This window comes from Blastococcus atacamensis (assembly GCF_002938425.1).
GTDB lineage: Bacteria > Actinomycetota > Actinomycetes > Mycobacteriales > Geodermatophilaceae > Blastococcus > Blastococcus atacamensis.
This window is the reverse complement of record NZ_POQU01000011.1, coordinates 1-12,923: the sequence shown is the minus strand read 5'-3', so window position 1 is coordinate 12,923 and position 12,923 is coordinate 1. Positions and strand designations below refer to the sequence as shown.

The following is a 12,923-nucleotide window of genomic DNA, read 5'->3' as shown; positions in this document are numbered from 1 at the left end:
GCTCAGGCCAGGTTCCTCGGGCTGTGGTCCGCGGGCTGGCTGACGGTGCTGCTCGTGCTCGGCATGCTCCGGTTCGGCGACCCGGCCGTGCAGTGGCCGGTGCTGATCGTCCCGGCGGTGTGGGCGCTGATCGCGCTGCGGCCCAGGCGCCGGTCCCGGATGCCGGACGTCGAGCGGAGACCGCCGTCGCGGCGCGGGCGGGAGGAGCCGGAGGAATTCCCCTGGCCCGAGGACGACGGCGACCCCTACGAGGAGCCGACGTTCCCGCCGGGCATGCGCACCGACACCGTGGAGCGCCCCGCACTCCGCCGTCGGGAGGACCCCTACGACGACGACCGGTGGTGACCGGCGCGTCCTGACGCCGTCGGCGTTTCCGCCGCGAGCCAGCTGAGGAGGCCGTCGCATCAGCTGGGGCAGGTGTGACGGCGGTTACCCCGATGAGTGAACTCCAGGTTCCGACCTGGTCGGTGGGGGCGCTGTTGTCGGCGGGCGGGCCTACCGTCCGACGTGGAAGGCGAGGTGTCCTCGTCCTCCACGGGAGGCCCGGTTGGTTCTGACGAGTTCGTCGACCAGGGGGCCGGTACCCGGCCTCCGAGCCGGGGCCCGGCCACCAACGATTCGGGGCGTGCCGTGCGCCCCACGGGAGTCGATCCGTGACCACTCGCCGCACGTTCGTCCTCGACACCTCGGTCCTGCTGTCCGATCCCCGCGCGCTGCTGCGCTTCGGGGACGCCGACGTGGTCCTGCCCCTGGTGGTCATCGGGGAGCTGGAGGACAAGCGCCACCACCCCGAGCTCGGCTGGTTCGCTCGGCAGACGCTGCGCATGCTCGACGACCTGCGGGTCACGCACGGCCGGCTGGACGCCCCGGTCCCCATCGGTGAGGACGGTGGCACCCTGCACGTCGAGCTGAACCACAGCGACCCGTCGGTGCTCCCTGCCGGCTTCCGCAACGACACCAACGACTCGCGGATCATGGTGGTCGCCCTGAACCTGCGCGCCGAGGGTCGCGAGGTCTGCCTGATCACCAAGGACGTCCCGCTGCGGGTCAAGGCGGCGGCGGTCGGTCTGGACACCGACGAGTACCGGGCGCACGACGTCGTCGACGCCGGGTGGACCGGCATGGCCGAGATCTCGATCGACGACACCGAGCTCGACGCGCTGTACGAGAGCGGGGAGGCGTTCCTGCCGGCGGCCGCGGAGCTGCCCACGCACACCGGGCTGGTGCTCCTCTCCTCGCGGGGCTCGGCTCTCGGCCGGGTGACGGCGGACAAGCACGTGCGGCTCGTACGCGGGGACCGCGAGGCGTTCGGCGTCCACGGCCGGTCCGCCGAGCAGCGGATCGCGCTGGACCTGCTGCTCGACCCGGAGATCGGGATCGTGTCGCTGGGTGGCCGCGCCGGCACGGGCAAGTCGGCGCTGGCCCTGTGCGCGGGCCTGGAGTCGGTCATGGAGCGCCGGGCGCACAAGAAGGTGGTCATCTTCCGCCCGCTGTACGCCGTCGGCGGCCAGGAGCTCGGATACCTGCCCGGCGGCGAGGGCGAGAAGATGTCGCCCTGGGCGCAGGCGGTGTACGACACCCTCGGGGCGCTGGTGTCGAAGGAGGTGCTCGACGAGATCGCGGCCCGCGACCTCATCGAGGTGCTGCCCCTGACCCACATCCGCGGCCGGTCGCTGCACGACTCGTTCGTGATCGTCGACGAGGCGCAGTCGCTCGAGCGGGGGGTGCTGCTCACGGTGCTGTCCCGGCTCGGCACGAACTCGCGGGTCGTCCTCACCCACGACGTCGCCCAGCGCGACAACCTGCGCGTCGGCCGGCACGACGGCATCACCGCCGTCATCGAGAAGCTCAAGGGTCACGTGCTGTTCGCGCACACGACCCTCACCCGGTCGGAGCGCTCGCCGATCGCGGCCCTGGTCACCGAGATGCTGGAGGACCTGCCGCTCTGACGGCCCGCTCCGGGGGTGCACCTCGCGCTGGACGCGTCCGGCGGGGCGCGACGGCGGGAGGAGCACCCCCGGAGCGATCACCCGGTGCGCCGGCTCCGCTCGCGCGGACCCCGGGCGCCGGCTCGTCATCGGTCCAGTCCTCGGCCACGGCCGCGCGGCGGAGGAGGAGCGGAAAGTCGATCGGAGCTCGTCCACGTGCCGACCGTCGGGTGCGCGACGGGCGGTGCGCGAGGCGCGGTGCGACCCGGTGGACGAGCGCGGGGGCGGTGGACGCCCGCTCCGGGGGCGTTGCTCGTGCGCGCCGGGGCCTGCAGGACTTCCGCAGCGCGAGGAGGACCCGCAGAGCGCGATCAGGCGGCGGCCGACTCCTCGTCGGCGTCGTCGTGGGTGGCGGCCGGTCGGGGTGCCGGACGGCGCTTCGGCGCAGGCTCCGGCTTCGGGGGCGCCATCACGGCACGCACCAGCGCGACCGCGGCCCACCCGGCGAGCAGGCACCACGGCAGCCTGCCCACCGCCTCCTCGGGAGTGAAGTCCCCGCGCAGCCCGAGGGCCAGCACCGGCAGAGCCAGTACGAACCCGACGAGGAGGACGTCCCAGCGCAGCGGGCTCATGCCTGCGGGTTCTCCAGGCGCTCGCAGAGCAGCGAGGCCCAGCGGTGCGGGGTCGCCCGGACGCCGTCGAGCAGGGCCACCGGCACGGTGAGACGACGGAGGACCGCGGCCGGGTCGGCACTGAGGTCGGTGTCCTGCACGGCGAGCGCGTCGACCCGGACCAGCCCGTCGAGCCACGCCTCGACGTCCTCGGGCTTGCGGGTGGCCTCGACGACCGCCCACACCGCCGCCGGCGACCAGACGGAGAGCATCTGCGTCATCCAGTACGCGTCACCGCGCAGCGGGGCGTCGACGGCGACGATGGTCAGCGCGCCGCTCTGGGCGGTCTCCGCACGGCGCTCGATCGCCCCGTCGACGGTGGTCACGCGGCTGGCGCCGGGAGCCAGGCCGGCGAGGTCGCCGCGGGTCGCCCACTGCACCCGGTCGGGGTCCAGCCGGAGCGTCGCGGCCAGTGACTGCGCGGCGCGGAGGGTCTCCAGGCCGGGGCCCACGACGAACAGCACCTCACCGGCGCCGGAGGGGATCGCGGGAACCTCGGGGAGGATCCCGGCGAGGGTGCGGGTCAGCGCGGCGTACGTGCCGTCGGTGGCGAGGGCCTCGGCGAACGCGTCGTCGAGCAGCCGCTCGGGCAGGCCGAGGGCAGTCAGCCGGGACACGATCTCGCCGCCGGGCCGCGCCGCGGTGCGGGTCTCGGCCACGTCGAGGTCGTCGCTGTCGTCCAGCTCGGGCATGTCGGGCACGTCCGGGCCCGCCATCAGCGGCGCGACCGGCAGTCGGGTGACCGTCGCCAGGGCGCGGGGTGCCCGCGCCACGCGCGGCTCGGGCGCCGTGTCCTCGGCGTCGGCCGGCTTCTCGGTGCGCGCCGACCGCGACGGGGGGACGGCGGGACGGGACGACGGCGGCACGGGGGGCAGTCCGCGGCCACGGGAGCCGGAGCGCGACGGCAGCATCGAGATGCGCGGCATGACGGTCGTGGCGTCCAGCGCCATCGTCATCGGGGCGGGGTCGCTCGCGGTCCGGGCCAGCGTCGGGGCGACCTCGTCCAGCTCGGGGGCGGTGACCTGAGCGGTGACGACGGACTCCTCCGCGACGGAGACCTCCACCGCGGCCTGCTCCTCGACGACGGGGAGGGCCGCTTCCGCGGCAGGGGCCTCGGCCACGACGGCGGGCTCGGCCGGCAGCACGACGGCCGTGGGAGTAGTGGTCCCGAAGAGGTCGGCGCTCGTCGGCTCGGCGGCCGCCTGGACCGCCACCACCGGGGTGGGAGTGGAGTGGACGACGTCGGCCCAGATCGGGGACTCGGTGCGGGCGGCCGGCGGCGCGGCCTCTCCGACCGGCTCGCCCCAGAGCGGGGTGCCCGTGACGACCGGCGCGGGGACGTCCCAGCCCAGGCCGGTGCTGACGGTGGCCGGCGCGGGGGGTGCGAACAGCGAGTGGCTCGAGGTGACGGCGTCCCAGGCGGGCGCGGGCTCGGGAACCACCGGGCCGAAGAGCGATGAGGTGGTGGTGCCTGCGGCGGCGACGGTCGCAGGTGCGGCGGTCTCGATCACGACGGACGTGGGGGTCTCGATCGCGCTGAGCGGCTCGACGACGGGCTCCGGGACGACCGGCTCGGCGACGACCGGCTCGGCGACGACCGGCTCGGCGAGGGCCTCCTGCGGCGAGTCCCCGGCGAGCATCTTGCGCAGGATCCCGGCGAGCGCCTCGTCGGAGTGGCCCTGGGCCAGCGCCACCCGCAGCGCCTCGGCGATCTCCTCCTGGCGGGTGGACGCCGCCGGGGCCGGGGCCTCGTCCGCCCACGGAGGGACGGCCCGTGCCGACGCGCTGGTGGAGGGCGCCGTGACGACCTGTTCTCCCACGGTGTTCTCCTCCTGGTGCACGGCCTGGGACCGCATCGATGGATCTGCTGAACGGATGGCCGCGGCCAGGGACGGTCGACGCGCCGGGGTCTCCGGCATCTCGACCAGCTGCTTCTCGCGGCGGACGGGCGGCTCGGCGACGGAGCGGGGCGGCTCCGCCGGGACGAGCTCGGGCTCCTCGACGGCCGGGATCCCCGGCTCCTCCAGGGCCTGGGCGACGGCCTGCCGCACGTCCCGGTCGCCGGCCACCATGCGGGCCAGCGCGGCGGTGAACGGCGACGGGGCGCCCGAGGACTCGAGGGCCGCGGCGAACGCGGAAGGCGCGGTGGGAACGGGCGCGCTCTCCTCGCGGGGCGCCATCGCGGTGCGGGCGGCCTTGGTCGAGCCGGCCCGCGGGAAGGTCGCCCGGGGAGCGCCGCCCGCGACGGGGACGTCGTCGGCCGGGGCAGCGGTGGTGGCCGGCGTCCGGGGGGCCGGAGCGGCTGCGAAAAAGGGCGAGGACGAGGACGACGTCGTCGACGAGGAGGACGACGCGGCCGAGAACGACGACGCGGCCGGGAGCGACGGCGCGGACGACGGCTTCGGGCTCGACGACGGCGCGGGCGTGGCGGTCCGCGGGGTGGCCGCGGGCAGGCCGCCGAGCAGGCCGGCGAGCTCGTCCAGCCGCTCGGAGTCGGCCGCCGCGGGCGTGGCCGGCCGGGAGCCGGTGGCCGGACGGGATCCCGTGGCGGGCCGCGATCCGGTGGCCGGACCGCGGTCGGCGTCACCGGAGCGGGCCGCCTCGGCGGCCCACGCCGCGGCACCGTTGCGGGCCGGGGCGGTGGCGCGCGCCCGGGCCGGGGAGGCGGCGGCCAGCGGCGACTCGAAGGAGCTGACGGCGGCGGCCGGGGCCGGGCCGGTCGAGGGCGTCGGCACACCGGGGCGGACGAACTGGTCGGCGACCTCGGCGATGTAGCGCTCGGTCGCGAAGAACCCGAGCACACCACCCGAGCGCACGCGGCGGACCCCGACGACGCGCGCGTGGGGACCGAACTGCTCCCGCGCGGCGGCGATCGCATCGTCGCGCGTGGCGGCCTCAACGGATCGCAACGGCACCGCTCACCACTCCCAGCGACTCGATCTGCGCTGTCCGGGACACCTCCGAGTAGGAGATGACGGGCAGCCGAGGAAGAATCTGGCGCATCAGGCGCGACAGGGCGGCGCGCACCTGCGGCGAGCAGACGAGGACCGGCGAGAGGCCCGAGCGCTCGGCCTCCTCGAGCATGCCGCTGCAGCCGTGGACGAGGGCGTCCACCGCGCCGGCGTCGAGGGCCAGGACGGCGCCCATGTCGGTCTGGCGGACGGCCTCGAGGAGCCGCTGCTCGAAGCCCGGCTCGAGGGTGAACACGTGCAGTCGCTCGTCCGGGGTGACGTAGGGCTGGCTGATCGCCGCACCCAGTGCCGACCGGGCCGCCTCGACCAGACCATCGAGTTCGGTCGAGGACTTCGCACGTACAGAGAGTGCCTCGAAGATGCGGACCAGGTCCCGGATCGACACGCCCTCCTCGAGCAACGCGTGCAACACGCGCTGCACCTCTCCCAGGGTGAGCAGGGTGGGGGTCAGTTCCTCGACAACGATGGGGTGCGTCCGTCGGACCATCTCCACCAGCAGGCGCACGTCCTCCCGGCCGAGCAGGTCCGCGGCGTTCTGCCGGACGACCTCGGCGAGGTGCGTGGTGATGACGGAGGAGCGGTCGACGACGGTGGCGCCGGCCATCTCGGCGGCGCGCTGGAGCTCCGAGGGAACCCACTTGGCGGCCAGGCCGAACACCGGCTCGCGGGTCGGCTTGCCGGGCAGCCCGTCGAGCGCGTCCCCGATGGCGAGGACGGTGCCGGCGGGGGAGGTGCCCTTGGCAACCGGGACGCCGTTGAGCCAGATGACGTACTGGGACGACGGCAGGTCGAGGTTGTCGCGGGTGCGGACCAGCGGGATGACCAGGCCGGTCTCCATGGCGACCTTCCGGCGCAGCGCCTTGACACGGTCGAGCAGGTCGCCACCGCGGGCGGCGTCGACGAGGTCGACCAGGTCGAAGGCGACCTCGAGCTCCAGGGGGTCGACGCGCATCTTCTCGGCGATGGCCTCGGGGGAGTCCGGGGCCGGCTCGTTCTCGGCGGCCTCGGCGGCGGCCTCGGCCTCCTCGTCGACCTCCTCGACGTCGGCCATGCGGGTGGCGAGGAAGAGGAAGAGCCCGCCCACGAGGAGGAAGGGGAGCTTGGGCAGGCCGGGGATGAGGCAGAGGGCCAGCGAGGCGCCACCGGCGATCCGCACCGGCTGCTTGAACCGGCCCAGCTGGGCGATGAGGTCGGTGCCCATGTCGCCCTCGGTGGCCGAGCGCGTGACGATGATGCCGGTCGCGGTGGACATCAGCAGGGCCGGGATCATCGAGACCAGGCCGTCGCCGACGGTCAGCAGCGAGAACGTCGACACGGCCTCGGCCGGCGCCATCCCGCGCTGCATGACGCCGATGGCGAACCCGCCGATGAGGTTGACCAGGGTCACGACGATGCCGGCGATGGCGTCGCCCTTGACGAACTTGGAGGCACCGTCCATCGAGCCGTAGAAGTCCGCCTCGGCGGTGACCTCCTGGCGGCGCTTGCGGGCCTGCTTCTCGTTGATGAGACCGGCGTTGAGATCGGCGTCGATGGCCATCTGCTTGCCGGGCATGGCGTCGAGGGTGAAGCGGGCGCCGACCTCCGCGACCCGGCCGGCACCGTTCGTGATGACCACGAACTGGACGATGGTCAGGATCAGGAAGATGACCATGCCGACGATCAGCGAGCCGCCGATGACGATGTGCCCGAAGGCCTCGATCACCTTTCCCGCGTAGCCGTCGGTGAGGACCAGGCGCGTCGAGGAGACGTTCAGCGAGAGCCGGAACAGGGTCGCCACGAGCAGCAGCGAGGGGAAGACCGCGAAGTCCAGCGGCTTCTTGATCTGCATGGAGACGAGCAGGATGAGCAGCGAGACGGCGAGGTTCACGCCGATCAGCAGGTCCATCATCGCGGCCGGCAGCGGCACCACCAGCATGAGCACGATGGCGACGACGCCGATCGGGACGGCGGCCTTGCCGAGCCCCTTCACCGGCCCACTCCGGGCGCTGACGACGGACGCTGACTCACCCCTCCCTCATCGGCAGACCGACGACGGGCCGGTACCTCCCCGGAAGATGCCGTCCTGGCTCACCACGGAGGGTCCTGGCTCACGGTCGACGGTGAGCCAGGACCCGTGATGATCAGGTGGCCTGATCAATCACGGGTCTCACGCCGCGGTGGCGGTCCTCCGGCGGCCGGCCTTGGGCAGGCCCTCGGTGTCCGGCGCCTCGAACCCGGGCCGGTGGAAGCCGCCCTGCACCCCGCGCGCGCCCAGGTGCATGACGAAGGCGAGCACCCGCGCGACAGCGGTGAACAGCTGCGCCGGCACCTCCTGGCCGAGCTCGCAGGAGGCATGCAGCGCACGCGCGAGCGGGATGTCCTGGACCAGCGGCACCCGCGCCTCGGCGGCGCGCTCGCGCAGTTTGGCCGCGACCTCGCCGGCGCCCTTGGCCACCACCCGCGGCGCGCCCTTGGCGGCCTCGTACTTCAGCGCGACGGCGACGTGGGTCGGGTTGACCAGCAGCACGTCCGCCTCGGCGACGTCGGCCATCATCCGGTTCCGCGACATCGACATCTGGATGCCGCGGCGGTGGGCCTTCATGTGCGGGTCGCCCTCGGACTGCTTGTGCTCCTGGGTGATCTCGTACTTGCTCATCTTCAGCTGCTTCATCATCTTCTTGCGCACGACGACGTAGTCGGCGACGGCTAGCACCAGGCCGGTGACGGCCACGACCCGGAACATCAGGACGGCGGAGTCGGTGAAGGTGGCCGCGATGGCCGACAGCGGCAGCGCGCCGGAGGCCGATACCAGGGTCTGCGCCCGGTCGCTGGTGACCAGGACGACCGTCAGCAGCGCGGCGGTCTTGATGAGCGCCTTGCTGGTCTCCCACAGACCCTGCGTGCCGAACATGCGCTTCAGCCCGGGGAACGGGTTGAACTTCTTCAGCGTCGGCTTGATCGGCTTGGTCGCGAAGTGCACGCCCCCCTGGGCCGCGGAGGCGGCGACGCCGACGACCAGCAGCGCCATCGCGGTGGGCAGCAGCGTGGTCAGGAACGTCATCAGCGCCTCACCGAGCAGCGTCGTCACGGTCTCGACCTCGGGGGTTCTCACCACCGCGCCCACATGCACGAACAGCTCCTGGACCGCCTCGAACGCGTTGCCCACGAGCATCGGGAGCAGCGCGCTGGCCGCAGCGATCCCGAGCCACGTCCCCAGTTCCTGGGTCCGTGGGATCTGCCCTTCCTTGCGCGCCTTCTTCAGGCGCTGCGGAGTTGGCGCTTCTGTCTTCTCACCACCGGGACCGTCCTTGGCCATCAGCCGGCACCCAACGACGTCATGGCGCGGGCGCCGTGCTCGAGCAGGGTGTCCAGGGCCGGGGGGAGCAGCGGGAAGGTCAGCCCCAGCATGGTGAGCGTGAGCATGATCTTCACCGGGAAGCCCAGGGTGAAGACGTTCAGCGCCGGCGCGGCGCGGCTGAGCAGCGCGAGGGCGACGTCGGCCAGCAGCAGCACGGCCACCATGGGGCCGGCGATCTGGATGGCGGCGAGGAACATCATCGAGAACGCGGTGATGAGGACCGAGGCGATCTCGTCCACGGGGACGTCGCCGCCCACGGGCAGGCCCTCGTAGGACATGGCGAAGCCCTGGACCATGAGCAGGTGCCCACCGCTGGTGAACAGCAGGGTGCTGGCCAGCAGGTAGTGGAGCTTGCCCAGCGAGCTGTTCTGGGTCATCGCCATCGGGTCGTAGCCGGGCTGCAGCGAGAAACCACCGGCGACGTCGAGGATGTCGCCGGCCATCTGCACGGCGGTGAACAGCACCTGGACCACGAAACCGAGCGCGGCCCCGATGATCACCTCGGTGACGGCGGTGACCAGCAGGAAGCCGGCGGTGGGCTCGGGCAGCGTGGGGGCGATCTGGGTCGAGAGCAGCACCGACAGGGCCAGGGCGAGCGCGCCCTTGACCGCACCGGGGATGACCCGGGAGTTGAAGGGGGGCGCCAGCAGCACGAAACCGGCGGCACGCGCCGTCCCGAGGAGCAGGGCCGCGAGCGTGACTGCCGGGACCGAGAGGTCCATGGCGGCTACGTCCGGTCGAGCAGAGCCGGCAGCTGGTCGAACAGGGTCTGGGTGAAGCTGACCAGCTCGGAGAGCACCCAGTTCCCGGTCACGAGCAGGGCGAGCGAGACGGCGATCATCTTGGGGACGAAGGAGAGCGTCGCCTCCTGGATCTGGGTCGCGGCCTGGAACAGCGAGATCAGGAAGCCGACCAGCAGTGCGGTCAGCAGGATCGGGGCGGCGACCTTCGCGGCGACCATCATGGTCTGCGCCGCGATGTCGGTGACGTCGGCATCGCTCATGGCTAGCCCGCCCCTCCGTAGGAACCCACCAGTGCGGTGGTGATCAGCGCCCAGCCGTCGACGACGACGAAGAGCAGCAGCTTGAAGGGCAGTGACACGATGGTCGGCGGGACCATCATCATGCCCAGCGCCATGAGCGCGGCGCTGACGAGCATGTCCAGCACCAGGAACGGGATGAAGATGACCAGCCCGATGATGAAGGCGCTCTTGAGCTCGGAGAGCACGAACGCCGGGATGAGCGTGGTCATGCTGACCTGCGTGGGGTCGGCCGGGGCCTCCTCGCCGGAGAGCCCGATCATCAGCTTCAGCTCGTCCTCGCGGGTGTTGTCCAGGAGGAACTCCCGCAGCGGCACGACGCCGGCGTCGTAGGCCTGGGAGACCGACATCGCGCCGTTCATGTACGGCTGGACGGCGAGGTCGTTGATGTCGGAGAAGACCGGGCCCATCACGAACAGCGTGAGGAACAGGGCGATGCCGGTCAGCACCTGGTTGGGCGGCGAGGTCGCCATGCCCAGCGCGTTCCGGGTCAGCCCCAGCACCACGATGATCTTGGTGAACGAGGTGGCCAGCAGCAGCACCGAGGGGGCCACGGACAAAACCGTGATGGCCAGGATCAGCGTGATGGAGCTGGAGGGCGAGCCGTCGCCGATGGAGATGTCCACGGTGCCGTCGACCGCCGGGGCGGTGGGGGCGACGGGCGCCGTCGGCGCGGTGGGTGCCGCCGCGGCGGGATCGGCCAGCAGCAGCAGGGCCAGTGCGGCGAACAGCGTGAGCAGCAGGACCAGACCGGCGCGCCGGCGGGTCCGCGAGCCGGCCCCGGAGGACAGCGGGCGCACCGGAGCCGTCATGTGCGACGCACCGTCCGCTCGCGCAGCTCGTCGACCAGGGATCCCCAGCCGTTGCGGTCGAGGACCGATCCGGCCAGCACCCCCTCGGAGGAGCGGGCGGCCCGCGGGGAGGCGAGGGCCGGCGCGGGGGAGGCGGTCACCTCGTCGTCCTCGTCGTCCTCGGCGGCTGCGGCCCGGACCGGGCGCCGGTCGCGCATCGCCGCCTCGACCGCGTCGGGGTCGACCTCGGCGAGCAGGGTGACCTGCTCCTCCGTGGCGCCGATGACGAGCACGACGTCGGCGATCCGGACGACGTTGACGGTGCTGGTGCGGCCCATGCGCTGGCGGGCCACGACCTCGATCAGGCCGTTGCCCTGGCCGAGGCCGCGCTTCTTGGCCAGCTTGGCGGCGAACCAGAGCACGCCGCCGATCAGGGCGAGCGACAGGAACAGCCGGATGATCATCCAGGTCATGACGCCTGCCCGAGCTCGGCGGCGTCGGTGACGATCTCGCTGATCCGCAGGCCGAAGTCCTCGTCGACGACCACGACCTCGCCGCGGGCGATCAGGGTGCCGTTGACGAGCAGGTCGGCCGGTGCGCTGGCGGCCCGGTCGAGCTCGACGACCTCACCGGGGTGCAGGGAGAGCAGTTCCTGCACGGTCATCCGGGTGCGGCCGATCTCGACGGTGACCTCCATGGCCACGTGGCGCAGGAGCTCGAGGCTGCCGCGCTGCTCACGACCGCCGGTGGGCAGGGTGACCTGCAGGGCGAAGGTGGCCTGGTGCTCGCCGTCGGCCAGCAGGGGGACGGCGACGAACATGCCCTTGTCGCGCAGCCCGTCGAGCGCGGCGACCGGCTCCTCGGTGCGCTCGGAGGCGACCCGCACGCGGCCCAGGGTGGCGGCGGCGGCCTCGAGGGCCGGGCGCAGCGCCGAGGAGACGTCCATCTGGCCGACGGGGGAGTTCTCCAGGGCGTCGACGACCTCGCCGGACACCACCAGCACGACGTCGCCGGAGACCTCGCCGGACAGGCCGGCGGTGACCGCGAGCGCGGCCGCCGGCGGGAGGGGGACGGTGTCGGGGTCGGAGACCGGCGCGCCGGGGACGAGCGCGGAGGTCGAGGGGACCAGCGCAGCCGCGGCCCGGGCAGCGGCGGCGACGACCGCCGTGACGGTCTGGGAGTCCTGCGAGTCGTTGCGGGGCGCGGTCATGCGGAGTCCTTCGCGGCGTGCGGAGCGTGCGGGGTGGGGACGATCGAGGCGGCCAGTCGGCGCCGGTGGTTGCTGGCGATCGCGTAGGCGAACGTCACGTCGTTGGTGGTGACCTCCAGCGGGCTGTCCCGCGGGTGGCGGAGCAGCAGCACGTCGTCGACGGCGAGCGTGAGGAGGTCGGACGAGGACACGCTGAGCGGGGCGAAGCGGACGCTCACATCGACCGGCACCAGGTTCAGCCGGTCGGTGAGGGCCTCGCGGGCGCGCTGACGCTTGCGGAGCGCCTGCTCGGAGAGCTGCGGGGAGGCCGCGTTGTTCAGCGCCTGCGCGAACGAGGAGAACGGCAGCACGACCGTGGCCTCACCCTCGCGGACGCCCACGGCCATCTCGAAGGTGGCCACCATGACGGTGTCCGAGCCGGCCGCGGCCTGGGCGAGCTGCGGGTTGTACTCGCGGCCGACCAGCACCGGCTGGATCTCGGTGATCGGCTCCAGCGACCGGGCGAACTCGTCGAGCAACCGCTCGAGGAGGTGGTTGGTGATGCTGGTCTCCATCGCCGTCATCGGCCGGCTGGGCTGCGCGGCGTTGCCGGAGCCGCCCAGCATGTGGTCGACCATCGCCATGGCGATGTCGAGCGGGAAGGCCAGCAGGCCCTTGCCCGCCAGCGGCTCCATGGTGAACGTCGAGATGAACGACGGGTTGTCCAGTGTCCCGACGTAGTCGTCGTAGGAGAACTGCTCGATGCCGACGAGCTCGAGGCGGGCGCCGGCACGCAGGAACGTGGTGAGGATCGTCGTCGCCTGGCGGGCGAACGCCTCCTGGGCGATCTGCATGACCCGGACGTGCTCGCGGGAGAGCTTCGTGGGGCGGCGGAAGTCGTAGGTCCGCGCTGCACCGCGGGTGCGGCGGCCACCGGCCGCCGCACCCGCTGCGCCCGGTGGCCGGGGGAGCGGTGGGGGCCGCTGCCTGCGGGGC

12 protein-coding genes are annotated in these 12,923 nt (G+C 73.1%); 2 read left to right on the top strand and 10 right to left on the bottom strand.

Annotated features, from left to right (window positions below):
* Window positions 1-45: 45 nt before the first annotated feature.
* Both C5508_RS04815 and C5508_RS04810 read left to right on the top strand, forming a co-directional pair.
* On the top strand, window positions 46-345 hold the full coding sequence (locus C5508_RS04815; protein ID WP_198597880.1) for a hypothetical protein: 300 nt from the start codon (window positions 46-48) through the stop codon (window positions 343-345).
* Window positions 346-653: 308 nt separating this feature from the next.
* Window positions 654-1,949 carry a PhoH family protein gene (locus C5508_RS04810; protein ID WP_104523815.1) on the top strand — a complete coding sequence of 432 codons (1,296 nt, stop codon included), beginning with the start codon at window positions 654-656 and terminating at the stop codon, window positions 1,947-1,949.
* Between the two features lie 350 nt (window positions 1,950-2,299).
* Here C5508_RS04810 and C5508_RS04805 read toward each other — a convergent pair whose 3' ends face one another.
* The 10 genes from C5508_RS04805 to C5508_RS04760 form a co-directional block, all read right to left on the bottom strand.
* A complete protein-coding gene (locus C5508_RS04805; protein ID WP_104523814.1) occupies window positions 2,300-2,560 on the bottom strand; it encodes a hypothetical protein in 261 nt (86 codons plus the stop codon).
* A complete protein-coding gene (locus tag C5508_RS04800) occupies window positions 2,557-5,508 on the bottom strand; it encodes a hypothetical protein (protein WP_157943991.1) in 2,952 nt (983 codons plus the stop codon). The genes C5508_RS04805 and C5508_RS04800 overlap by 4 nt, the downstream gene beginning before the upstream one ends.
* On the bottom strand, window positions 5,495-7,540 hold the full coding sequence (flhA, locus tag C5508_RS04795) for a flagellar biosynthesis protein FlhA (protein WP_104523812.1): 2,046 nt from the start codon (window positions 7,538-7,540) through the stop codon (window positions 5,495-5,497). The genes C5508_RS04800 and flhA overlap by 14 nt, the downstream gene beginning before the upstream one ends.
* A 177-nt stretch (window positions 7,541-7,717) precedes the next feature.
* The gene (locus C5508_RS04790) at window positions 7,718-8,866 is read right to left on the bottom strand and encodes an EscU/YscU/HrcU family type III secretion system export apparatus switch protein (protein WP_104523811.1); all 1,149 of its coding nucleotides are present in this window, start codon (window positions 8,864-8,866) and stop codon (window positions 7,718-7,720) included.
* Complete coding sequence (gene fliR / locus C5508_RS04785; protein ID WP_104523810.1) at window positions 8,866-9,630, bottom strand: flagellar biosynthetic protein FliR; 765 nt, start codon at window positions 9,628-9,630, stop codon at window positions 8,866-8,868. The genes C5508_RS04790 and fliR overlap by 1 nt, the downstream gene beginning before the upstream one ends.
* Before the next feature lie 5 nt (window positions 9,631-9,635).
* Window positions 9,636-9,911 (bottom strand): flagellar biosynthesis protein FliQ, encoded by a 276-nt coding sequence (gene fliQ, locus C5508_RS04780; protein WP_104523809.1) that lies wholly within the window; start codon window positions 9,909-9,911, stop codon window positions 9,636-9,638.
* Window positions 9,912-9,913: 2 nt separating this feature from the next.
* Window positions 9,914-10,759 (bottom strand): flagellar type III secretion system pore protein FliP, encoded by an 846-nt coding sequence (gene fliP, locus C5508_RS04775; RefSeq protein ID WP_104523808.1) that lies wholly within the window; start codon window positions 10,757-10,759, stop codon window positions 9,914-9,916.
* A complete protein-coding gene (locus tag C5508_RS04770) occupies window positions 10,756-11,211 on the bottom strand; it encodes a FliO/MopB family protein (protein ID WP_198597879.1) in 456 nt (151 codons plus the stop codon). Before C5508_RS04770 ends, fliP begins: the two co-directional genes overlap by 4 nt.
* Window positions 11,208-11,948 (bottom strand): flagellar motor switch protein FliN, encoded by a 741-nt coding sequence (gene fliN / locus C5508_RS04765; RefSeq protein ID WP_104523807.1) that lies wholly within the window; start codon window positions 11,946-11,948, stop codon window positions 11,208-11,210. The genes C5508_RS04770 and fliN overlap by 4 nt, the downstream gene beginning before the upstream one ends.
* Window positions 11,945-12,923 (bottom strand): flagellar motor switch protein FliM (locus C5508_RS04760; protein ID WP_232796918.1); only part of this gene is annotated, 979 nt, incomplete at its 5' end. The genes fliN and C5508_RS04760, both read right to left, overlap by 4 nt.

Bases quoted from the DNA above. Each gene is read 5' to 3' on its own strand.
- fliR (WP_104523810.1), bottom strand. From the start codon at position 9,630: ATGGACCTCTCGGTCCCGGCAGTCACGCTCGCGGCCCTGCTCCTCGGG.
- C5508_RS04770 (WP_198597879.1), bottom strand. From the start codon at position 11,211: ATGACCTGGATGATCATCCGGCTGTTCCTGTCGCTCGCCCTGATCGGC.
- fliQ (WP_104523809.1), bottom strand. From the start codon at position 9,911: ATGAGCGATGCCGACGTCACCGACATCGCGGCGCAGACCATGATGGTC.
- fliP (WP_104523808.1), bottom strand. From the start codon at position 10,759: ATGACGGCTCCGGTGCGCCCGCTGTCCTCCGGGGCCGGCTCGCGGACC.
- fliN (WP_104523807.1), bottom strand. From the start codon at position 11,948: ATGACCGCGCCCCGCAACGACTCGCAGGACTCCCAGACCGTCACGGCG.
- C5508_RS04790 (WP_104523811.1), bottom strand. From the start codon at position 8,866: ATGGCCAAGGACGGTCCCGGTGGTGAGAAGACAGAAGCGCCAACTCCG.
- C5508_RS04805 (WP_104523814.1), bottom strand. From the start codon at position 2,560: ATGAGCCCGCTGCGCTGGGACGTCCTCCTCGTCGGGTTCGTACTGGCT.